This window comes from Elizabethkingia miricola, from assembly GCF_001675285.1.
In the GTDB taxonomy this organism is placed as follows: Bacteria; Bacteroidota; Bacteroidia; order Flavobacteriales; family Weeksellaceae; genus Elizabethkingia; species Elizabethkingia miricola.
The window spans coordinates 139,106-163,313 of sequence record NZ_LSGQ01000030.1 but is presented as its reverse complement, the minus strand read 5'-3'; the positions used below and the strand labels follow the sequence as shown (position 1 = coordinate 163,313).

The window sequence follows — 24,208 nt, the reverse complement described above, 5'->3', positions numbered from 1 at the left end:
CGTTTTTTAGGTTTACCAAGGGACATTATTAGTTTCATTTGTTCCTTCATTCCAGTTTTCTTGTATCTGATTGGAAGTATTTACTGGAAGAATGGTAGCTGATGTTGTAGAAATGCCTTCTTCCATCTCTATAACCCATACGTTGATTTGGGGATACAGGTAATCTTTTTTTTCTGTTTCTTCTTTCATATTATTCATTTTGTAGGTTGATGTTGATTTGTTTTCATAAAAATATTAAAATATGTTTTTAATGAAATATTAATAATATGTTTTATTTATAGAAAAAACACTTAATAGGGATATACTGTATTTACTGGCGATTTTGTTTTAATGGCATTTGTTTGTCATGTATTAATTGTGATTCATTTGCCTTTTGATTATTGCTAAATATATTTTCATAATTTGTTATAACTGTTAATTGATTAAATCTTAATCTAAGTACTAAGACTATTCTACGGGCTATAGTTACTAAAGCAGATCCTGTCAGCTCTAAAGAACACCGTGAGTTCTGGAAAATTATAAAAAAGAATGGTGGAGATCCTTACAAGATAGCTGGTTTAGAAAAGAATGGAGATCTGATTAAAATATTGGACAGTCATATGACTCGGTATGCAATCAGTTTCTATGAGGATGCTTTAGTTACACACGAAACAGGAACAGTTCACTTAAGTAACGAGAGAAAAGAGCTAAGTAACCGAGTTTCTAAACAAAGGCTAGAAGAAGACGAAAATATTTTATGTTGTATTTCAAAGAGAATCCCTGTTATAGATGGAGAAGACGAATTTCTTTTTGATGACGATTTGATTCTGGGATTATTAGGTGTAAGCAGGAATTATTATGAACTAATGCAACATAACATTGCTGCTCTTTTTAACAAGAGATGCTTTGAATAGGCGTAAACTTTGATATCATATTGAAATTTGGAATCATAATTTAAGCTCATTTTATTCCAGTTTTGATCTGTCCAGTTCAGAAGAACTTACTAAAACCATATTTTAGCCTTTATCAGATATGGTAAACAATATTTTTAATAATTATCTAACCTTTTATAAAATTATTGCATCTATAATATTAAACCTCTAATAGTAAGGTTTTACTAAATACGAATAGAAAATAATACTGATTTTACATTAATTTATGGTAATCCGTAACGTGCTTATAAATTTTTATTATATATTTAACCAATTAAAAACATAAAATCATAAAAAATTAGAAAAAAATTACTCTTTGCTCCATTATGGGGAATCTTCACTTTATCCTTACTTTCATCTTGTCGTACTGAAGATAGTGCAGTTACACAAAAACAAATAGAAGACAAACGTTTTGCAGTCTTTGTTCCAAAGGATGGAAAAGTCATTAATTACATCGATGGTTTTGCTTATCTTATGAAAAGATATGACAAAGTGCAAAATACCAATATATCAGGTCTTAACAACACTGTTGTGATAAATAATCTAACTGCTAGCATTAACAAAAGACCTTTAGCTCTTACTCTTGAGAAAGGAGACACTTATGTGGAATTTAATATTCGCACAGAAATGATTACAGAAGAAAATGGAGATAAATCAATAATTTATCCAAAGGTTAGAGGAAATAAAGTAATAGGCTTAGTAGAAGCAGTTCTCACCAAACAGGAAACTCATATGAGTTATTATACATATAATTCAGAAAGTAGCTTGTATAAAGACTATAAAGATGATTTTCAGGATGCATTGGATCGATATCAAAACCGAAGACAGATAAGGCTTAGTGCTTCAATAAAGCCAATGGCAGACACTGAAATTGAAGGGGTTGTAATTACGGTAAAAAGAAAGAAAAAAGAGGATATAGGTACAGTTAGACCTCCTGAAGAAGGAGGAAGCTGTCCAGAATTTGCAAATTGTATTGCATATAATCCTGGAGGCGGTGGTGGAAATGATATGCCTTCTCCTGAAAATGTTGACGAAATTGTTATTACAGATTTAAAAGCATATCCTTGTGCGTTTGCGGTAGCTCAACAGCTTCCAAATTTAGATAATAACATTGCTAAGCTTTTGAGGGATACTTTTGGAGTTAATGAAAATATTAATGTTACTTTCAAAGCAGATCCCAATATGAGTCCAATTGATGACGGGGAAACCGTAGGAAAAGGAAACGTAACAAGTCAAAAATTAAGCATGACAATTTCGTTAAATGCTAATATGTTACAAACTGCAACTAAAGAGTATATTCTAGTAACTATGTATCACGAAGTTATACATGCATATTTATCATATCAAAGATTAGTTTTAGGTAAAGAATCATTTGAAGAAAAATATCCTAAAATAGACTGTTATGATGTTACTAATTCTAAGGGGGAAGTCACTCAACGTTTTACATTTATTAATAATAGCCAAACAGATGGGCACCCAAGATTTACAAGTTTTATTGATTCTTTAGAAAATGCCATTTCAACATACAATCCTAGTCTATCTAAAGATATAGTTAAAGCAATGGCCAGAGCAGGGATTTTCTCTGATTTATCAGATTCGGAGATCGTATTAAACCAAAACGAAAGAGATACATCAAAAGGCTTGAGTAAAGGTACAAGTTGTCCATAAATAACAAATATATTATTTGCAATGAAAAAAAATATAACCGTAGTACTTATTCTTTTTAGCTTAGCTATTTATTCCCAGAATATATTAAATATAGATAACCTAAAAGTTAAATTTAAAGTTAAAGAATACACTCTAAACACTAAAGGAATATATGATTTTAATAAAACAATTGAAATTTATAATATATTCATAAATCCCAATAAATTATTTTTAATATCAGTTTTACCTAATTTTGAAAAAAAAGATAGTTGGAAAAAAATAGATTATAATAGTATTTCAGATAAGATATTGACAGAAACAAGACTTGAAAATAAAATATTAGATTGGTTAAACGATAATACTCCTGATAAGAAAACTTTTGAATATAAGATTATAAAAAAAAGAGGAGAAGATTATTATATGGCTGAGGTTTGTTTAGCCGAAGCGTTTAATATCTATGAGTATTCATTTCCAATAATTTCAACATACGGAACTATAAACATAGCTGATTCTAAGGTAAGTATTGTCCAGATGAAAGAGATGTTTGAGAAATTACGTCCAAAACAAGAATTTCCTCTTGATATTAATGACGATTATAGAATTAAGATGTTAGATAATGGTTATGCTCTTCGTAATTATTTATCCAGAGAATATACTATAAAAGGAAGCAAAGCCTACCAATTTTGGACATTAGATGGGTGGTGGACACAAGATGGATATAATAAGCATAGAGGAATTGATCGTTTTGTATATATTCCAGAAAAAGGTATTGTTGGAGGTTCTTATGATTTCTATTTTGCATATAAGCCTAAGTTAATGTATAACAATCATGTTGAACTTCCAATCCCACTGAAAAAGCTTTGGCAAAATATAATCAACGAAAAAGTAATGATTGCTGAAGAGCTAAAGTAACTATATAAAGGCTTGGATTTAGAATCTGAGCCTTTTTCTTTGTATGTGCCGTAAGTATATAAGAACTGAGGCATACCTAATAAAAGACAATATGCAGCTTCTACACCTGAATCTTTTTTACCTAATAAGTGGTGGCTATATAGTAATATAGTATATAGATTGATTCAGATTTAGGGCTTGCATTAGTGTAAAGTCATTCTTTGTATTCTTAGTTCGGTATTGTTCTCTCCCAGTTTTTATGTTTAGCATTATAGCAAATTGTTAATAAACTATACTGGAACAAAATCATAAGCTATATACAGGCTAAAAAAAACATCTGTTTCAATACTATTATAAAGTATTTTCAGATTTTGAGAAGTGGAGGAATGAAAAATCTGAAAATAAAAAAGCTCTCAACATTTGTTGAGAGCTTTGGTAGCCCGTAGGGGAATCGAACCCCTCTTACCAGAATGAAAATCTGAGGTCCTAACCGATAGACGAACGGGCCTTAAATTTTATATTAAGCTAACTTATTAACGTGCTTAGTTAATTTACTTTTTAAGTTAGCAGCCTTATTCTTGTGAATAATGTTCTTTTTTACTAACTTATCTAGTAAAGAGATTACTTTTGGCAGTTGCTCAGTAGCAGAAGCCTTTTCAGTCTCACTTCTTAACACTTTAACAGCAGTTCTAGCTGTCTTGTGATAATATCTGTTTCTTAATCTCCTAACGTTGTTTTGTCTAATTCTTTTAAGAGCTGATTTATGATTTGCCATAACTTTTTAAAACTTTTGCAAAGATATAAAAATCTTTTTAATTACCAAAATAATTTTTACAAAAAACTTGTAGCCTATAGGGGAATCGAACCCCTGTTGCAAGAATGAAAATCTTGAGTCCTAACCACTAGACGAATAGGCCATTTGATTTTTGTGAGTGCAAATATAGAACGTTTTTTTGATACTGCAAAATAATTTTTCAATTATTCTGTAACTTTTTCAATAATTGTGTTCTTAATGCCTTTCTCTTCTAGTGTTTTTTGGAGCTTAATAGCCGCTTCCAGGGTATTTACCTTGCCAAAAGTATAGTAAAATGTACCATCTCTTTTGTCACGCTTAATGTCTTTAAGAGTCTGAAGTATATAGGAAGAACTATTGAGCTTCTCTTTAGAAACTGCAACTTCTATAGTGTAATAGCCTTTTGCGATAACAGCATTGGGTACAAAACCAATGGCTACAGCATTTATAAAACCAGCATCTTTGGCTGTTTTTATATTTCCGTCTTTTACAGATGCCAGGTTTGTAGTGGCGTAATAATATTTGTAAAATACCCCTTCTTTTACCGGAAGGATATAGTTGAGTCCTCTCAGGGCAGGATCATTTTCATTATACCTGTTCTGGGTTGTCATTAAGAGTATTCTGAAGTCATTTTTCAGAGGTGTCTCTACTTTTACAGGTTTAGCCTCTTCTACGCTTACAGAGCCTCTGTTTCGCTCAACGGCTTTTTTGTAATTAATGATAGCCTCATAAATGGATTCTGCTATTTCCTGCTGCCCTTTTTCAGAGATCAGGTATTGTGCTTCCTCGTAATTGTTGACAAAACCTGTTTCTACAAGAATGGAAGGCATAGCATTAAGCCGTAAAACGTGCAAGTTGGCTTGCTTTACTCCACGGGAAAGTCTTTTATCTTTTTTCTCAAAATTTTCTTCCACCATACTGCCGATAAGCAAACTGCTTTCCAAATATTTGCTTTGCTGAAGTTTCAGAGCAATAAGTGATTCCGGAGAATTTGGATCATATGAGGCGAAGTTTTGACGGTCTTCTTTGTCCAGATAAATCACCGAGTTTTCTCGCTTGGCCACCTCCAGATTTGTACTGTTTTGGTTGGGGCCCTGTATATAAGTTTCAGTGCCGTATGCGGAGCCGTTGTTGGTTCCTGTCGCATTGCAATGGATGGAAACAAATAAATCGGCTTTACTTCTGTTGGCCAGATTCGTTCTTTCTGTTAGTGATGGAAGTACATCCGACGTTCTGGTGAAAATAACCTTAATGTCTTTATTCTTCTCAAGAAGCTTGCCCAATTTTAGCCCGACGGCTAAGACGACATGATCCTCTCTTACTTCACCCAGATCAGAATAAGTTCTGGCCGAGCCATTCTTACTTCCGTGTCCGGGATCTATAACAAGTGTAAATTTTTTTTGAGCCGAAAGGCTGATAAAAAGGACGCCTGCAAGCAGGAATAAATATTTTTTAAGATTAAATAAGGGGTTATTCATCTTCATTTTTTAAATTTTGCTAATTTTGACCCGAATAATTATAGAATAGATTTGGGTTCAAACGGTTTCAAAAATACCTTACATATTTTAATTTTCCTAATTTTTAACAGTTTTTTAGCACAGAATACTAAGCAAACTGTTAAAGGAAAAAAGGTTGTATCAGACACTATAGCGGTGAAAACGGATAGTATAAAGTCAGATTCTCTGCTTAAAACAGAGAAGATTGCTGACGTAGTAAAAACCAAAGCAGATAACAATAAGAGTGACGTCCCTAAAAAGATGACAATCCTGAATAAAAATGCTACAGTAGTGTATCAGGATACTCAGATTGATGCTGATTATATCTCTATAGACTGGGACAAAAATCAGATTTTTGCAAGAGGAAAGCTTAATGATAAAGGAAAGATTGTTTCTCCGGTAATTACGACTCAGGGAGGAAAAAAATATGAAACCGAAAGTCTTAATTATAACTATAAAACCAATAAGGCAATAGCTTATAATACCCGGACTGAGGAGAGTGAGGGAGCTATTGTTGCTAGTAAAACAAAGAAGGCGAATGACTCTATTTATTATCTGAGGCAGGGGAAATATACAACGGATGAATACTTCCTGAAGAAAAAGGATTCCATGTCCGATTATTATCTGTTGGCACCTAAAATCAAGATGATAAAAGGAAAGGAAAGCTCACGGGTTATTACCGGGCCAGTCCAAATGTATATTGAAAACGTACCAACTCCTTTAGTGCTTCCGTTTGCAATTCTTCCGTTTTCGGAAAAAAGGAGTGCCGGTATTCTAATTCCGAGTTTTGGTGAAAGAGAAGATGTAGGTTTCTTCCTGAATGGATTAGGTTATTATCAGCCAATAGGCGAGCATTTTGACCTTAAAATCCTTAGTGATATTTATACTAAAGGAAGCTGGAATTTGCGACCAGAAATAGGTTATAAGAAAAATTACCGCTATACCGGTAACTTTATAGCAGAATTCGGATCTAGAATTGTAGGGATTAAAGGACTTGATGGCTATTCACAGAGTAGTACGTACAGAATCGGATGGAGGCATTCCCAAGATACAAAAGCTAATCCATATTTTAATTTTTCTGCATCCGTAGATATTGTAAGTACAAAGTTCTATAACAATACCCTTAATAATAACTATATCTTCCAGGGTAATGCACTTAATACACAGCAGAGTTCTTCTATCTCCTTTACCAAAAGGTTTTTAAATCTGCCGGTTACGATTAACGGAACAGCATCTTATTCCCAGAACTTTGCAACAGGTTTGGTGGATCTTCGTTTGCCTCAATTAACGGTAAATGTGAACCAGTTTTATCTGTTTAAACCAAAAACCGGAGTCAGAACCGGTCTTCTGGAGAATATTAATGTGAATACAAATTTATCATTTACTAACTACGTAAATGCTAAACAGGATGAACTGTTCACTAAGTCGATGTTTGACAAAATGCAGACAGGATTGCAGAATACGATTGGATTGACTACCAATACACCATTGTTCAAGTATTTTACGTTTTCACTTAGTGCTAATGTGAATAACGTTATGACAACCAAGACGCTGGATAGGAATTATAATCCTGTTACTGATAAAATTGATAATAATTATAAAAAGAATATCTCCGGGTTCAGTACGTTTACGACTTCAGCAAGTTTGCAAACGGTATTGTACGGGATGTTGAAATTTAATAAAAATTCCAAGGTTCAGGCGATAAGACACATGGTGACGCCAAGTATCAGCTTTAATTATGCGCCGGACTTCAGTGCTCAGTCATGGGGGTATTATAATGAATACTATGACAGAACAGGTATGTTGGTACCTTACTCTATATTTGAAGGAGGTATTTATGGTTCTCCCGGAACAGGATTGACGCAGTCTGTAGGCTTTAATATTAATAACAGCCTGGAGATGAAAGTTAAATCTAAAAAGGACTCTACGGGGGTTGAAAAAGTGAAAATCTTTGAAAACCTGAATATTTCCGGAAACTATAATTTTGCTGCTCCAAAGTATAAATGGTCAATGATTAGTGTCAATACGCAGTCTTCATTCTTTAAGAATAAACTGAATGTAAATATGTCTATGATGTTGGATCCTTATAAAACTGAATTTTTACCGGGTATAGAGCAGGGGATAAGAACAGAGAAATTCGGGGCATTTAGTATTGCTAATTTCAATGCGCAATTGTCATTACCTCTATCTGAGGCTATTCTGGGAGAAAGGAAAGATCCTGCAAAAGAATACAAAACTAAAGGGGAAATACGTTACGAAAATTATTATTTCGACGATAATTACTATGCAAGGTTCAAGCAGCCGTGGACATTAAATGTGAATGCACAGTATAGCTATAATAAAGGATTAACCCGTACCGGAACAAAAACTTTCTCAGTGGGATTGGACGGTAGTATAAAGCTTACACCTTACTGGAATATTAATGGTAGTACTTATTATGATGTTGTTACAGGGCAGTTGGCGTATACTCGTATAGGTTTTTCCAGAGATCAACGAAGCTTTACAATTAACTTCAACTGGGTTCCTACCGGAGGGCCATATAAGGTTTATGACTTCTTTATCGGGATTAAGGCAAATATCCTGAGAGATGCAGTGAAGTATAAATCAAGGAGTTTCCCTAATACAACAAGTTCGTTCTAATTTTATATATTTGACGAAAAATAATCATGAAAGAAATTATTTCTACAGACAATGCACCAGCGGCAATCGGGCCATATTCGCAAGCGAATATGATCAATGGTGTTTTGTATATTTCAGGACAGATCCCAATGGACCCTGCAACAGGGAAAATACTTGATGGTATCGAGAAAGAAACGCATCAGGTAATGAAAAATCTTCAAGCGATTCTGGATGCTGCAGGATTAACATTCAGAGACGTTGTAAAGTCTACTATCTTTCTTAAGAATATGGATGACTTCGCAGTGATGAATGATATTTATGCATCTTATCTTGATTCTTCTTGCTATCCGGCGAGAGAAACGGTTCAGGTTTCATGTCTTCCTAAGAATGTGAATGTAGAAATTTCTATGATTGCACATAAGGGTTAATAGAGCGTGAATTTTTTAAGAAATACATTTGGCGTTATTCTGGGGTTGTTTGTTGCAGCTCTGATTATTACTTTAGGGGTTCGGCTGAATCCTGCCTGGATTACCTATGAGCAATTCGCTCCTTTTAAAAGATGGGAGTACCTTCTTTATAGCGTCAGAAATAAGGATTATTTCTTCATAGCATTACTGGTGTCTTCGGGTATAGGAGCGATGATAGGAGGGGTGGTAACAGCACTTGTGGTAAAGTATGCAAAAGTGGCATATGCTATCCTTATCGGCTTTATATTGCTCTTTATTGCAATGCTTGATGTTATCATATTTCCGTTTCATCCTACGTTTTATAAAATTTCTATTTTTCTTATATTTTTCCCATTTTCATGGATTGGGGGTAAGGTTGTTGAAGTTTTGACAAATAAGTGGAGTAAAATAAAAAAAAATAAAAGTTAATCCTGTTTTCATATGAAATAAATAATTTCAATATATATTGAAAAATAAATTTTTCTGAAAAAATTAACTAAAATTATGAGTACATATTATTATATGTGCTTTTTTTTTATACTTTTGATAAAGCTAAAAAATTAATAACCTGTAATCTATGAAGACTCAACTCAAAAATTTTGGGACTGTAGGCGTGTGCTTTTTCCTAATGTCAGGATTTGCAAATGCCCAGACTTCCAAAAAGAATGATTCCCTGAATGAAAAAAAGATTGAAGAGGTAGTTTTAGTAGGGTATGGCACCCAAAAAAAAACTACTGCTTCAGGAGCAGCTGCAAATCTTAACGTAGCTGTTGTGAAAGACCGCCCTGTAACCAGTCTTTTAACTGCAATGCAGGGAGCCCTCCCTGGTGTTACTATTTTACAACGCCCCGGAGATGTCGGTAATGACAGAGGTACTCCCAATATTAGGGGGCGTGGAAATCTAGGCGGATCAGCTCCACTATTTGTTGTTGATGGTGTGATTGTAAGCCAAACAGATTTTGCTATGATTAACCCTAACGATGTGGAAAATCTTACTGTTCTGAAGGATGCTGCTGCTGCTATCTATGGTTCTCGGGCGGCTTATGGTGTTATATTGGTGACTACTAAGAAAGGGACTGGAGGAAAGATGTCAGTAAATTATGATGCAATGATGGGGTATCAGATGGCTACATATCTACCTAAAAAACTTGGTTCTGTAGATTATATGACACTTAGAAATGAAGCTGCTGTAAATGCTGGTAAAAAAGCATATTATACCAGTGAAGAAATAGAAAAAGCAAAATCTGGGCAGTATCCGGATCTGTATCCTAATACTGATTGGTATAAATTGGTTTACAAAGAAGCAGCCCCAATTATGGAACATACAGTAAGTATGAACGGAGGGGGAAAGACACGCTACTATCTTAGTTTAGGTTACTTAAATCAGGAATCTCTACAGCCGGATAAAGGACTAAATCGCTATACAGTAAGGGCTAATACAAGCTCTGTGGTGAGCGATATATTTAATATTAATTCTAATTTTTCCTTTGTAAAAGAAGATATTAAAAGTGGTTCTGCGACAGATATCATTACTCCACTTGCAAGAATGGTGCCTACAATGGTGCCTATACAGAGTAATGGGGATTGGGGTAGTGTTAACGCAGGTAAGGCTGATGTAACATTGGGAAAAGATAATCCTTTACGTTCATTAAGTGAAAGTGGGAAAACCAGAAATGAATCAACTACTTTTTTAGGGTCGATAACCGGGACGTTAAAGCCGTTTAAAGGAGCTGTATTAGAAGGTCAGTTATCGTATAAAGATCGGACCCAGATAGCAACAGAGTTTAAAAATGAAATTGGGCCTCTTATGAATTTTCTTACCGGAAAACCATTTACGGGTTCAGAGATAACACCTAATAGCTACAAAGAGACATGGAATAAAACCTCCTCTTTTGCTGCTCAGCTTTATGGATCTTACGACACAAGATTTGGAAATCATGATTTTAAATTATTGGCGGGAGTTTCATACGAAGATAACAGACTTAGAGAAATTATGGCACAGCGGAAAAATGTACTAAGCAACGGTATGGAGGCTATTGATGCAGGGGCTAATACGGATGGGAATGTGCTTAATAGTGGCTTTCCTCAATCTGATGCTTTTCAGTCTTTCTTTTCCAGATTTAATTATAGTTATAAAGACAAATATTTCATAGAAGCATTGTTCAGGGCAGATGCAACATCTCGATTTTCAAGTAATAACAGATGGGGTTATTATCCAAGTATACTAGCTTCCTGGAGAATTGATAAAGAGAAGTTTATGGAGGATGTAAAGTTTGTAAATGATCTTAAGCTTCGCGCATCTGTTGGGAAAACAGGAAATGTATATAATGTTGGATATTGGGATTATTTAAGCCTTTTATCAACAGGTGTTTCAGGTGTTCTGGATGAGGCAAAAATTAATGGTGTGTGGCCTGCAAAGATTCCTAATCCAAATTTGAGATGGGAGACTGTAATTTCTAAAAATATAGGTTTGGATGGTACTTTATTTAACAGAAGCTTTACATTTCAGTTAGATGTATTCGACAGGCTGACAAAAGATATTTTATACAGGGTCCCGGTTCCTGCTGAATTAGGTGTGGCAGATCCCGCTAAAGAATGGCCTTCTGAGAATTTATCAAGAGTAAGAAACAGAGGTGTTGAATTAAGCGTGGGCTATCAAAAGAATAAGAAAGATCTTCAATATTATATCAATGCTAACTTCTCGCGTACCTGGAATAAAATTATAAAATTGAATGATCCTATTATAGATGGAAAATATATTTCAAGGCAAAATGATGCTGTAGGGGCTTTTTATGGTTATGAAGCTATGGGGTTATATACGGCGGATGATGTTAAAAATAACTATCCCAAAATTAGTACTAATACTCAGCCAGGTGATATAAAATATAAAGACCAGAATGGTGATGGGAAGATTGATGCTGCAGATAGAGTTGTTTTGGGTAATGATGTACCTTATATTACTTTTGGATTAAGTGGAGGAATTACTTATAAAAATTTTGATTTTAGTTTTATAGCTCAGGGGGTTGCGGATGTTAAAGTGTATTTAGGTAATGAGGCTTCACAAGCTTTCTTTAATGGTGGTAGTCCAAAAGAATATGTTCTTGGAAGGTGGACACCGGAGAATCCGAATCCTAATGCTGTGTACCCAAGATTATTAGAATCGGCAAATAATAATCAGAACTATAATGATAATACAACGTCAAGTTTTTGGCTATTCAATGCGGATTATATACGTATTAAAACTTTAACATTGGGATACTCTCTTCCGAATTCTGTACTCTCAAATCTTGGAATTCAGAAATTCAGAATTTATGTAACAGCGAATAATTTCTTTACAATTAGGGGAGATAAAAGAATGAAGGACTTCGATCCTGAAATGGCAAGCTCAAGGGCATCGTATCCTCAGACAAAAGTAATTGCACTGGGACTTAACGTTAAATTTTAATCTTATTACTCTTAATCTTATGAAAAAAAATATAATGCCAATATTATCTTCTCTGATAATGGCAGTCTCTCTCAATTCATGTAATCTGGATCGATTTCCGGATGACAAAATAGCAACTGAAACCTATTGGAATACAGAAAAAGATGCTACACTAGCGTTAAACGGAGTTTATTCGTTTCTGGGAGGTGCGGCGAGTTCTGCATGGTATTCTGATGCCTATACCGATAATACATATGCTCAATATCCTTGGGAGACGTCAGCAACGGTGGGGGCTGCCGGAGATATCACTGCAAATACTGATTTTGGTTATGATTGGGTAACCATCCGAAGGGCAAATACACTGCTTGAAAATATAGGGAAAGTAAAAATGGATGAAAGCAGAAAGAATAGATTTATTGCTGAGGCCAGGTTCTTACGAGCTTTTAATTATTTTAACTTGACACAACTTTTTGGTGCAGTTCCTTTGTTTCAGGAAGCTGTTCCAACAGGCGATAAACTAACCCCTGTTCCTGAGAAGGATGTAGTTACTTTTATTTTAAAAGAATTAACAGATGCAGCAAATGTACTTCCTGTTTCTTACGGAGGTGGAAGTGGCGATGAAAAAGGAAGGGTAACTAAGGGAGCGGCATTGGCTTTAAAGGCGAGGGTGCAGCTATATAGTGGTCTGTGGAATGATGCAGCTGTAACGGCTAAACAGGTTATAGATTCCGGGACTTATAATCTTTTCAAAGTAACTAATGTATCAGCAGAAGATATGGCAGATAATTATGGAAAAGACTTTGTTGATTTTTCTTCTGCAGATGATCAAACTAATTTTTATAAAGGTTTAAAAAGTTACGAAAAGCTTTTCTGGGCTGAAAACGAAACGAATTCAGAGTTTATTTTAACCAGACAGTTTATAGAAAATAGCCAATGGGATCAGGCGAGCTCAATATATACTTTGTTAATGCCTAATGAATTAAGCGGCTGGAGTTCTATTACACCGACTATTGAGTTTGTAAATGCTTATTTAAACAGGGATGGTTCGGTATTTACGCCACCAAGTTTGCAGGAGCGTGCGGCTAATTATAATAATGGCGCGGTTAAACCGGATTACATTAAAGAATTTAAAAACAGAGATACAAGATTGTATGCAAGTATTATTTTTCCAACCAGTAGATGGAATCAAATCGAAAAAGGTTTCACATTTAATTGGAATAAAGGAGGGAATAATACATCAAGGACAGGATATAACTTCAGGAAGCTTGTAGACCCAAAATATAAACAGGAAGCAAATGCTCCTCAGGACTATCCAATTATCCGCTATGCAGAGATTCTGCTTACATACGCAGAGGCTAAAAATGAGCAGGCAGGGCCTGATGCAAGTATATATGATGCTTTAGATCTTATCAGAGACCGGGTTTCAATGCCTAAGATCCAAAGGAATCAGACAAAAGAAAGTCTTAGAAATATCATAAGAAATGAAAGAAGGGTTGAATTGGCTCAAGAAGGTTTTAGGTATTCAGATATTAGAAGATGGGGAATAGCCAAAGATGTAATGAAGGATACTTATGATATTACCAATGGCCTTGTTCAGAAAAGGGTATGGAATGATAGGTATAATAGATTTCCTTATCCTCAGAGTGCAGTTGATTATAACCCGTTATTAAAACAAGCTCAGTCAGAAAAAGGATATTAAAAAAACTTAAACAGATTACTCTTTTTGGGTAATCTGTTTTTTTAATTAGTCAATATTTTAGTTCTATAAGTGTATAAAACACAATATTTTAACGCTATTTAAGATGTGAATTTGCTTATGGAACCATTTTTTGTACATTTGAAACAGTTAAAAAGTAATAATCTATGAAGACTCAAATTAAAAATTTTGGGAAGGTAGGGGTATGCTTTTTTCTGATGTCCGGAATAATACATGCCCAGACGACGAAAAAAGATTCCCTTAACGAAAAAAAAATTGAAGAAGTTGTTGTACTGGGATATAAGACCCAGAGAAAAGGAAATACTTCTGAAAGTTATTCTCTTATAAAAAAAGAGGATTTGAAAGCAGTTACTACGCCCAATGTAGCTAACATGATTCAGGGACGGGCTGCAGGGGTTCAGGTAATACAATCCAGTGGAGCGCCAGGTTCTGGGGCATCCATAATCATAAGAGGGGCAACATCAATAAGTGGTGCAAGAAATCCTATCTGGGTAGTGGATGGTGTTATTTTTAATGGATCTCCTAATCTAGATCCTAATCAAATTGAAAGTATTAGTGTTCTTAAAGATGCTGCTTCTACTGCCTTATATGGTTCCAGGGGAGCAAGTGGGGTTGTTCAAGTCACTACAAAATCTGGTAAAAAAGGTACAAATCAACTATCTGTAACGGCAAATACAACTTATTCGGTCTTCAATACAGGAAAGTTTAAGTTGATGAACGGCCAGCAGATGTATGATTTTTGGGCAGATGAGATGAAGTATTCTGACGTAGATTTTACACCTGTTCTTAGAAATCGAAATTTTGATTGGTTAAATGCCGGAACCCAATCGGGTTTAATTCAGAATTATACTGTAGAGTTTTCTGGAGGAACGGATAAGTCGAAAACTTACATTTCTGGAAATTACTATAAAGAAGAGGGTTCGGTAATTGGAAACAAAATGGATAGAATTGCTTTTCGTCTTAATCATGAGTATGAAGTAAATAATAAGTTGATTCTAAAGCCTAAAGTATCAATTACCTATAATACAAATTATAATCAGCAGCATAGCTTATATCAGATGTACCTTAATATGCCATGGGATTCTCCATATTTGGCTGATGGTAAAATAGGAAGGCCTAGATTAGACTATCCAACAAGTGGTCCGGATAAGTGGTGGGGTAGAGATATGTCTAATTATTATTATGATTTGCAAAGAGATTATAGTAAAGGAAGTAACTTTAATGTTTCTGTTAACGGGGATTTCGATTATAAAATATTAAAGAATCTTGTTTACTCCTCTGTAAATAACTTTACTCTCTACTATGATGATAGCATGTCATACTCGGATCCTCTTTCAATAGGTGGAAGTGCTAATGGTGGGGCTATATATAAATATACCACAAAACGTCTTTCAAGATACTTTAACCAAATGCTGAAGTATAATAAGACTTTTGGAGAGCATTCTATTGATGCATTAGCTGCTTATGAATTTCAAGATAGCAAAAATGAATCGGTTAATGCTTCTGTATCTCACATTGTAGGAGGGAAGGAAGTTCTTGATGCAGGGGCATCTACAATGCAGAAGCCAACTGGAGGCGGGAATTCTTATATGTTCCAAGGTTTTCTATTTAATACTAACTATAGTTATGCAGGAAAATATTTAGCTCAGTTTTCTATTAGAAGAGATGGAGCATCGATATACGGCGCAGATGTTAGATATGGTACTTTTTGGTCAGCTAGTGCTGCGTGGAACCTACATAAAGAAAGCTTTCTTCAAAGAGACTGGTTAACGGAATTAAAACTTAGAGCGAGTTATGGTTTGGTAGGTAATCAACCAGGTAGTGTTTATTATGGATGGCAGGACCTTTATTATACAACAATTCCTGGAACAAGCCTTGGATATACTTATGATGGTTTCCCGGGAGCAGTTTTGACACAGGTAGAAAATAAAAAATATTCATGGGAAATTGTTAAAACAACCAATGTTGGTTTTGATTTTAGAATCTTTAACAGGTTAGGAATTACAGCGGATTTCTATATTAAGGATAATAATGATATGTCATATCGTTATACGTATCCGGTTCTTGCAGGTCAAGTATGGCAATATCAAAATATTGGTAAATTAAGAAATAAAGGGTTTGAAATTGCAGTAAACTATGATGTAGTTAAAAACCAAAATTTTAAATGGACTCTGGATTTTAATATCGGTCTGAATCGAAACAAAATTCTATCTCTAAAAGATGGTAAACCAATTCCAAATGGAAATAAGAGATATATTGAAGGAGAAGATATTAATGCTTTTTATATGAGAAAGTGGTCAGGAGTAGATTCTAAAAATGGAGATCCTTTGTGGGAAGTTGTTGGTGCTGATGGAACAGTATCGACAACGAATAATTATAATGCTGCTACTTTACAAAAAGTAGGAACTGCAACGCCTGATTATTTTGGGGGGATAAACTCTAGTTTACAATATAAAGGAATTTTCTTAGATATTAATGCATTTTTCTCTAAAGGAGGTCTTATTTATAATGGGCCACGTGAACTTTTTGATTCAGATGGAGCTTATCCTACTTATAACCAGATGTATATTGCAGAGCAGGGTTGGACTAGATGGCAGAAGTCAGGAGACGAAGCAACTCATCCAAAAGCAGTTTATAATAATACAAGCTTATCCAATAAAACATCATCTAGATATCTTGAAGATGCTAGCTTTATTAAAATACGATCGATTAGATTAGGTTATAATATTCCTAGACAATGGTTAGAAGGAATGAAAATAAAGAATGCTAGTATTTATGTCAATGCAGAGAACATGTTTACATTTACGAAATTTTCATTCACGGATCCTGAAGTAGGTTTTGGACCAAATGGTACAAGTCCATATAATGAAGCAGATGCTGCGCATTATCCAGTGCCTCGTAAGATAACTTTAGGCGTTAATTTAACATTCTAATAATTAAAAATGAAAAAATATTTTATATATACAGCAATAATTACAGCGACAGTTACGAGTTGTAATTTGGATACACAGCCAATGTCGGAGATTGTTTCTGATGAATTGCTATCTAATCCCAATAGTATAATTACAGTAACGAATGGTAATTATGCAATATTAAAAGGAGATGCTGATGGAGGAGGTTTTTACAATAATCTTTATCGTGCGTCAGAATATGGTACAGATAATGTTACATTAAGTGGTACAACTACTGATGACTTTTTCTATATGTATAATTACAAACTTGTAAAAACTGGAGGAAGAGTTGCCAATATATGGAGTAATGGCTATAAAGCAATTATCGGGTGTAACAAGGTTATAGAATTAGCAAAAGAGGGAAAAGACTCAACCACGGATCAATTAATTGGAGAAAACTATTTCCTAAGAGCCTATAGTTATTTTCAGCTAGTCAATATATTTGGAAGACCCTATTATCAGGGGAAAGAGAATCTTGGAGTACCTATAAAAATAAATACGGATGTAAACAATCTTCCACCAAGGTCTACTGTTGGTCAGGTTTATGATCAGGTAATCAGTGATTTATTGAAGGCTGAGACTTTAATGTCTGATAATACCTCTCATATTCGCGCAACTAAGATCGCTGCTCAAGCATTGTTATCAAGGGTTTATTTGTATATGGGAGATAATCAGAAAGCTATTGACTATACAAATAAAGTAATTAGCTCAGGGGAAAGAGGTCTTTTACCAACAAATGAATTAGGAGATTATTCTAAAAAAACGCCTGAAGCTAACAATGAAACTATTTTAGCTTTTAAGTATAATAAAGATGGTGATTATAACCATGGTTGGTATACTATCGGTTCCATGTTTGCCAATATTCAAGATGTTGGTTGGGGCGAGATGTATGCTTCGCAAACATACCTGGATCTAATTGATCAAAATACGGGAGATGCCAGAAGGAAATTTATTTCTCCAGTGTATACTTTGGATAATAACGGTAGTAAAATCCCAGCAGTTTATTATGTAGATAATAATTATAAATATTGGTTTGGCCGTCTATATGAAGAAGGAGGAAAAACTAAATTTAAAATAACTAAACCTAATCCAACGGACCCTAAAACTAATATTACTTATACTTATGATTTATTAAGTGAGCCCGGAGGGCCAAAAGGGACATTGTATTATACATATGATGAAAATAATGTTAAAACATATGTTACTAAAGATTATGATATGGATAAAAGAAATGGTTATCCAAAATTCTATATCTTAAAATGTTCATTACAAGATGGAATTCCTCAGCTTTATTCTCCTGTAATACTTAGGCTTGCAGAAATGTATTTAAATAGAGCTGAGGCATATGCTAAACAAGGTAATGTTGCTTCTGCACTTGCAGATATTAATATGATTAGACAAAGAGCGGGTATTTCAGCATATACTTCTCTGCCAACAGGCCGTAATATCCTTGATGTTGTTCTTGATGAGAGAAGGTTAGAGCTTGCGTTCGAAGGGCATCGTAAGTTTGATATATTTAGAAATGGCAAAACATTAAATAGAAGGTATCCAGGTACTCACCTTAACGGAACCTCCCCATTCTATGAAGTCAAACCTGATGATAAACGTGTAGTTTTATACTTGCCAGAGTCTCAAATTATAGCACAGCCCAATCTGATTCAAAATCCAGATTAATAAACAAAACCCCGGAAGCATTGCTTCCGGGGTTTTTTATGTGTCAATTATTCTATTAATCCTTATTCAGATTAAGGCATTTTGAAACCTCTGCTGGTCATTCTGCCATTATCATCAAGATATTTTACATTTACCTGACCTTTATAGTTGTTCAGGATTTTTTCAACATCTTTTTTAGAATTTACAGGTTTACCATTGATCTCGGTGATAATGTTTCTTTCACCGATACCAATTGAAGCTAATAAGCCGCTGTCGGTAACATTTGTAACACCTACACCACTGTCTAATCCAAAGTATACTTTGTCACGTTCAGTTAAAGGTTGGAAATCTGCGCCAAGCTTTTCGGCTACAGGTAAATCAGCTTTACTGCGGAATTTAGTATTTCCATCCTGATCTTTTAAAGTTACAGATGTAGTATTTTCCTTACCATTTCTTTGGTAGCTTACTTTTACAACATCTCCAGGTCTTTTACTACCGATGGCAAGAGAAAGATCAGCAAAGTTTGTAATGTTTTGTCCATCTATTTTAGTGATGATGTCACCCTTCTTAATTCCTGCATCTAACGCACCACTATTATCAGCAACATTAATAACATACATACCAATTCCTGGCTTTATGTTGGTTTTGTATTGCTGGTTGTATTGTCTGATAAGCATTTCGTCAGAAAGATCCAGATTGCTTACGCCTAAGAAACCTCTCTGTACAATACCAAACTTCTTAATATCTTCTACAACTTTTCTGGCAAGATTGGAAGGTACTGCAAATCCATAACCTTCATAATAACCTGATGAAGATGAAATTGCAGAGTTAATACCAATTAAATCTCCGTTGATATTGATTAATGCACCACCACTATTTCCTCTGTTAATTACAGCGTCAGTCTGGATGAATGATTCTATCGGAGTTTTACTTTGCTGGCTTAGTAAGTCTATGCTTCTTCCTTTTGCAGAAATAATTCCGGCAGTAACAGTAGAGTTAAGACCTAATGGGTTACCAATAGCTAATACCCATTGCCCAACTTCTGCTAAATCTGAATTAGCAAAGTTTAGATAAGGGAGACCTTTATCTTCAATTTTCAAAAGAGCAATATCTGTACTAGGGTCAGTTCCTATCAGGTTCGCGGTGTAGCTTTTCTTATTGCTTAGTACAACTTCCAGTTTATTAGCATTAGCTACCACGTGGTTGTTGGTAATGATGTAGCCATCCGGAGAGATAATAACTCCCGAACCAAGACCTGAAGGCATATCCTTTGGTGGTTGCTGCTGCTGAGGCTGCTGTTGTTTTCTTCCTCCAAACGGATCACCGAAGAAGAAGTCGAACAGATCCTGATCCATTCCACGGTTTCTTCCGGCATTGCTCTGGTAGTTCTTAATTGTGACAACGGCAGGAACTGCAGTTTTAGATGCTTTTACAAAGTCATCTCCTAATGCCACTGCGTTCAGGCTGGCAAATTGCCCGTCTTTTCTTGAAGAATGGAAATAATTAAAATCTCCATTTGTATCATGATTACTGTCAAAGTAGTGAAGGGTGCCTACAGTAGTCGCTGCAGAAAGGACTCCTACTACAGCCAACGGCATAATTTTTTTGAAATCCATTTTATTATAGTACTTTTTTTATTTATTATTGAGTAATCAAATTTAAGGCAAATGTTGATGTATTTTTCTTAAAAGGGCTTATTTTAACTAAGTTTAACAAGTGTTTTGAAATTTTAATTGTTATGAATGTAATCTTAACGGGATATTGTTAGATTATTGAAATATTTACTCAAATAATTATACATGTTTTAGGGGGATTGGAAATTGTAGTGGTATCGGATCAAATATATTCAATTGAAAAATCACTATATTTGCAAAATATATTTTTCTCACTTAAAACGTTTATAGCATGCAACTGTATAACACATTAAGCGCAGAAGAAAGAGCTCAACTTATTGATGAAGCTGGTAAGGAACGCCTTACATTGTCTTTCTATGCGTATGCCAAAATTGAAGATCCTAAAAAATTTCGCGACGAATTATTTATAGCCTGGAACGCACTTGAGGCTCTCGGGCGTATTTATGTAGCGAATGAAGGCATTAATGCTCAAATGAGTGTTCCTGCGGATCATTTAGAAGATTTTCGCAATACGTTGGAAGCTTACGATTTTATGAAAGGGATTCGTTTAAATGTAGCAGTTGAACAGGACAATCATTCTTTTTTAAAACTAACCATAAAAGTGAGACATAAAATTGTCGCTGATGGTTTGAATGATGACTCTTTTGATGTTACGAATAAAGGAATTCACTTAAAAGCACAAGAATTTAATAATTTACTTGAAGATCCCAATACTATTGTAGTCGATTTCAGAAACCACTATGAAAGTGAAGTTGGGCATTTTGAAGGTGCTATTACTCCGGATGTGGAAAACTTTAGAGAGAGTTTGCCGATCATCAACGATCAATTACAGGATTTTAAAGAAGATAAAAACCTGCTGATGTATTGTACTGGTGGAATTCGCTGTGAAAAAGCCAGTGCTTATTTCAAACATCAAGGTTTTAAAAACGTTTACCAGTTGGAAGGCGGAATTATTGAATATACCCGCCAGATAAAGGAAGAAGGCATAAAGAGTAAATTTATTGGTAAAAATTTTGTATTTGATCACCGATTAGGAGAAAGAATTACAGATGATATCATTTCGCAATGTCACCAGTGTGGTAAACCTTGTGATAATCATACGAATTGTGCCAATGATGCCTGTCATCTATTGTTTATCCAATGTGATGATTGTAAAGCAGCAATGGAAAACTGTTGTTCAACAGAATGTCTGGAAACAATCCATTTGCCTTTAGAAGAACAGGTTGCATTAAGAAAAGGCCTACAGGTTGGAAATAAGGTTTTCAGAAAAGGAAAATCTGATGCATTGAAATTTAAACATTCTGGTGATTTATCAACTGAATCTTTAGGAAAAGTAACAGTAAAACCTGAAACGAAAGATATTCGTCAGAAAATAAAAATTAAAAAGACTTTAATCGGAAAAGCTGAACATTATTATTCAAAATCGAAAATTGCACAATTTTTAATCGAGAATAAAGAACTTTCGGTTGGGGATAAAGTTTTAATTTCCGGGCCAACAACAGGTGATCAGGAAATCACAATTACTCAGATCCATGTAAATGGAGGTCCTTGTGAAACTGCAAAGATAGGAGATCAGATTACATTTGAGCTTCCTTTCAGAGTTCGATTGTCGGACAAGCTATACAAAATAGTTCAGGATTAAGATTTAGAATAAAGTCTGATTATGATAAAAAAGGCTTCTTTACAGTGAAAACTCCTATGGAAGATGCTTTTGATCAGGTGGGAAAAGCTGCAAAAGTATGCCTGTAAACATTATCTCTGTTAAATCAATATGAAAAATGATTAGTTCATTAAAATCAGAACTTAGAAAAAAATATTTAAAAGAAAGAAAAGCAATGTCTCTTGAAGATGTTGCTTTTTTGTCTGAAAAGATCTTTAAACAATATCTTTTACAATTTAATATTTCTGAAAACCTGAATATTCATATTTTTCTGCCTATCTCTGCTAAAAATGAAATTAATACCCATCTGTGGATAGATTACTTCTGGAAAAAAAATATCAATGTCTTTATTCCAAAGATGGTAGATGATGAGATTATCTCAATAGCATATAAGCCGGATACAGAACTTGCGTTAAACTCATGGGGAATTTGGGAGCCTGTCTCAAATATTCCCGAGAATGTTGACTTTGATCAGGTTATTACACCATTGCTTTATGCGGATAAGCAAGGTAACAGAGTAGGCTATGGCAAAGGTTTTTACGACAGATTCTTCAGTTCTGTTAAAGATTCGGCACTGAAAATTGGGGTCAATTATTTTGCTCCTGATGAATTAATTCAGGATGTAGATCAGTTCGATATAAAGCTGGATTATTTAGTCTTGCCAGAAGGAATACTGTCTTTCTTCGGTGGACCTTTAAACTCTACAAAATAGAATTTGAATTCACTTTTGAATTTCTTTTCTTTTGCAGGAGCTTCTTTTAGTGCATATTGTACTTCTTTATTAAGGTAGCCGATATATTTTCTCTCCTTATCATAGTAGTCCATTTTATACTTCGCAAAGTCCAGTGTATCCTTAGCGCTAATGTATTTGGATGTTGATACATCACTAATTTTGACAAAACGAGCTTTCAGGCTGTCCAACTGCTTTATGAAAGGCATTATTTTGGTAGAATCAGGCTTTTCGAAATATTCCTGAATCTGGTTATACAGCGTAACATCAATATCTGAATCCTTATTTCCTGCTGCATAATTAGTTCCCAGATCATATACCTCCTGTAGCTTCAGAGCAGTAATATTATTAATGGTTTGAAGGCTGTCTAATTCTATTGGAGAAAATGTAGTTGTATTATTATTGTACTTTACGGTTTCCAGAGAGTTTTTCCCCTTATATTTTTCTTTACAGGCAGCTAATCCTATAATGAGAATTATGGTAACAGCTATTATATTAAATATGTTATGAACCCTTTTCATTGTTTCTGATTCTGAATTTGATTAATACTATTTTTCCATTGGAAGAGATTTTAGTCTCAATAACGTCCAGGTTTTCCAGTGAGGTAGTAGGAAGCGAAAGAAAGTTAATATAACGTTGCTTGCTCATAGTTTCCACATTGAAATACTGATTGTCAAATACCTGGTATATAACTGCATCATTGCTGATCAGGTTCTCCAGTTGGGCTCTTCTGTTCTTAAAGTCTTTGGACCTGGAATAGGAATATAACATCATATTATATTCATTTGGTTTTAGCTGAATTACTTCAGTTTCTGGTGCATTTTCCAAGTTTCTTATTATGGTGTCAGTACGGTAAAATACGGAGCTAATCACCATTTTAAGTGTCTTGTCCTTTGTTGGGTATACAAAAGCTTCATTCGGTTTTACTCTGTAGGTAAGGGGGGATTCACCCGCTTTCAATACTTTTATTTCTACCTCATTCTGCACAGGCTGGCTTCTGTCTGCATCTGTAAACTTAAATGTGTAAGTCTTTGTGAAGAAACTGTCTGCGAAGGTTAATGCCGCTACGAATATTGCAAGAACAGCAGAAATACCGATCCATAAGTATTTCTTTACCTTGGATATAATTGGTTTAGAAGCTGGCTTACTATTGCTTGTACTTACTTCTGGTAATGAGTTCTGAGGCTGAGTAACCGGAGAGTTTTCTTTTTCACTAATGACGGGAGCTTTATATTCCTCTTCGGAAGGAATTTCGACTTGAGATTCTTTAGTTTCGGAAAGGTTGTTTTCGTTTTCTAAAAGAAGTTCTTCGGCGAATGCATGATTTTTCTTGAAGTCATACCATGAGCTATAACCTGCGTATATCGAAAGTATATTCAGCATGTCAATACGTGGTAACTTAGCTGTTGGAGAAGTCTTGAAATAAGTGTAAAATGACTTTTCACTAATGTTACCTTTTGCATTTTTTCTGAGGTCCTCCTGGAAATAGATGATGTCAATGCCTTTCCATTTAGAAATTTCATCATAGGAAGGTGTATGATTTTCCAGATATTTGGCCTGAACTTCAGATTTTAGCTGTTCGAAATGTAATAATTCTAAATCAGTCAAAAATTTATTTTTTATTTAATCTATTGAT

At 34.6% G+C, this 24,208-nt stretch carries 18 protein-coding genes and 2 tRNA genes; 12 read left to right on the top strand and 8 right to left on the bottom strand.

All coding sequences use genetic code 11. The features are described from left to right. Positions 1–12: 12 nt before the first annotated feature. Positions 13–189, bottom strand: a complete 177-nt coding sequence (locus tag ATE49_RS15340) for a hypothetical protein (protein ID WP_155759312.1) — start codon at positions 187–189, stop codon at positions 13–15. A 410-nt stretch (positions 190–599) separates the two neighbouring features. On the opposite strand from ATE49_RS15340, the gene ATE49_RS20620 reads away from it, so the two are divergent. The 3 genes from ATE49_RS20620 (at position 600) to ATE49_RS15320 (ending at position 3,470) form a co-directional block, all read left to right on the top strand. Beyond that, entirely contained in the window at positions 600–893 is a 294-nt protein-coding gene (locus tag ATE49_RS20620) for a hypothetical protein (RefSeq protein WP_233174400.1), read from the top strand. A 492-nt stretch (positions 894–1,385) separates the two neighbouring features. After that, positions 1,386–2,579, top strand: a complete 1,194-nt coding sequence (locus tag ATE49_RS20430; protein ID WP_065082848.1) for a hypothetical protein — start codon at positions 1,386–1,388, stop codon at positions 2,577–2,579. Between the two features lie 21 nt (positions 2,580–2,600). After that, positions 2,601–3,470: a hypothetical protein gene (locus ATE49_RS15320; RefSeq protein ID WP_065082847.1), complete on the top strand. Its 870-nt coding sequence runs from the start codon at positions 2,601–2,603 to the stop codon at positions 3,468–3,470. 412 nt (positions 3,471–3,882) lie between these two features. Here the strand turns inward: ATE49_RS15320 and ATE49_RS15315 are convergent. The 4 genes from ATE49_RS15315 to ATE49_RS15300 form a co-directional block, all read right to left on the bottom strand. Further along, positions 3,883–3,957, bottom strand: a tRNA-Glu gene (locus ATE49_RS15315). A 12-nt stretch (positions 3,958–3,969) separates the two neighbouring features. Continuing rightward, on the bottom strand, positions 3,970–4,224 hold the full coding sequence (gene rpsT / locus ATE49_RS15310; RefSeq protein ID WP_021348600.1) for a 30S ribosomal protein S20: 255 nt from the start codon (positions 4,222–4,224) through the stop codon (positions 3,970–3,972). Between the two features lie 70 nt (positions 4,225–4,294). Further along, positions 4,295–4,366, bottom strand: a tRNA-Glu gene (locus tag ATE49_RS15305). 61 nt (positions 4,367–4,427) lie between these two features. Continuing rightward, positions 4,428–5,726 carry an N-acetylmuramoyl-L-alanine amidase family protein gene (locus tag ATE49_RS15300; protein WP_059155931.1) on the bottom strand — a complete coding sequence of 433 codons (1,299 nt, stop codon included), beginning with the start codon at positions 5,724–5,726 and terminating at the stop codon, positions 4,428–4,430. Between the two features lie 45 nt (positions 5,727–5,771). Between ATE49_RS15300 and ATE49_RS15295 the strand changes: the two genes are divergently transcribed. The 7 genes from ATE49_RS15295 (at position 5,772) to ATE49_RS15265 (ending at position 18,569) form a co-directional block, all read left to right on the top strand. Then, a complete protein-coding gene (locus ATE49_RS15295; protein ID WP_065082846.1) occupies positions 5,772–8,378 on the top strand; it encodes a putative LPS assembly protein LptD in 2,607 nt (868 codons plus the stop codon). A gap of 26 nt (positions 8,379–8,404) precedes the next feature. Beyond that, entirely contained in the window at positions 8,405–8,785 is a 381-nt protein-coding gene (locus ATE49_RS15290; protein ID WP_009087415.1) for a RidA family protein, read from the top strand. 6 nt (positions 8,786–8,791) lie between these two features. Beyond that, on the top strand, positions 8,792–9,232 hold the full coding sequence (locus ATE49_RS15285) for a hypothetical protein (RefSeq protein WP_045183140.1): 441 nt from the start codon (positions 8,792–8,794) through the stop codon (positions 9,230–9,232). A gap of 148 nt (positions 9,233–9,380) precedes the next feature. After that, complete coding sequence (locus tag ATE49_RS15280; RefSeq protein WP_081278493.1) at positions 9,381–12,248, top strand: SusC/RagA family TonB-linked outer membrane protein; 2,868 nt, start codon at positions 9,381–9,383, stop codon at positions 12,246–12,248. A gap of 19 nt (positions 12,249–12,267) precedes the next feature. After that, the gene (locus ATE49_RS15275; RefSeq protein ID WP_233174401.1) at positions 12,268–13,926 is read left to right on the top strand and encodes a RagB/SusD family nutrient uptake outer membrane protein; all 1,659 of its coding nucleotides are present in this window, start codon (positions 12,268–12,270) and stop codon (positions 13,924–13,926) included. 164 nt (positions 13,927–14,090) lie between these two features. Next, entirely contained in the window at positions 14,091–16,877 is a 2,787-nt protein-coding gene (locus tag ATE49_RS15270) for a SusC/RagA family TonB-linked outer membrane protein (protein WP_059346180.1), read from the top strand. Between the two features lie 81 nt (positions 16,878–16,958). Then, a complete protein-coding gene (locus ATE49_RS15265) occupies positions 16,959–18,569 on the top strand; it encodes a RagB/SusD family nutrient uptake outer membrane protein (RefSeq protein ID WP_260233684.1) in 1,611 nt (536 codons plus the stop codon). Between the two features lie 71 nt (positions 18,570–18,640). Here ATE49_RS15265 and ATE49_RS15260 read toward each other — a convergent pair whose 3' ends face one another. Continuing rightward, on the bottom strand, positions 18,641–20,164 hold the full coding sequence (locus ATE49_RS15260) for a trypsin-like peptidase domain-containing protein (RefSeq protein WP_034871625.1): 1,524 nt from the start codon (positions 20,162–20,164) through the stop codon (positions 18,641–18,643). A 289-nt stretch (positions 20,165–20,453) separates the two neighbouring features. Here ATE49_RS15260 and trhO point away from each other — a divergent pair, with 289 nt between their 5' ends. Continuing rightward, positions 20,454–21,824: an oxygen-dependent tRNA uridine(34) hydroxylase TrhO gene (trhO, locus tag ATE49_RS15255; RefSeq protein ID WP_065082843.1), complete on the top strand. Its 1,371-nt coding sequence runs from the start codon at positions 20,454–20,456 to the stop codon at positions 21,822–21,824. A 136-nt stretch (positions 21,825–21,960) separates the two neighbouring features. Further along, a complete protein-coding gene (locus ATE49_RS15250; RefSeq protein WP_065082842.1) occupies positions 21,961–22,554 on the top strand; it encodes a 5-formyltetrahydrofolate cyclo-ligase in 594 nt (197 codons plus the stop codon). Here ATE49_RS15250 and ATE49_RS15245 read toward each other — a convergent pair. Both ATE49_RS15245 and ATE49_RS15240 read right to left on the bottom strand, forming a co-directional pair. Further along, positions 22,491–23,093 carry a hypothetical protein gene (locus ATE49_RS15245; protein ID WP_065082841.1) on the bottom strand — a complete coding sequence of 201 codons (603 nt, stop codon included), beginning with the start codon at positions 23,091–23,093 and terminating at the stop codon, positions 22,491–22,493. The two genes, ATE49_RS15250 and ATE49_RS15245, sit on opposite strands and share 64 nt — an antisense overlap. Beyond that, entirely contained in the window at positions 23,077–24,180 is a 1,104-nt protein-coding gene (locus ATE49_RS15240; protein WP_065082840.1) for a hypothetical protein, read from the bottom strand. The genes ATE49_RS15245 and ATE49_RS15240 overlap by 17 nt, the downstream gene beginning before the upstream one ends. Between the last annotated feature and the right edge of the window lie 28 nt (positions 24,181–24,208).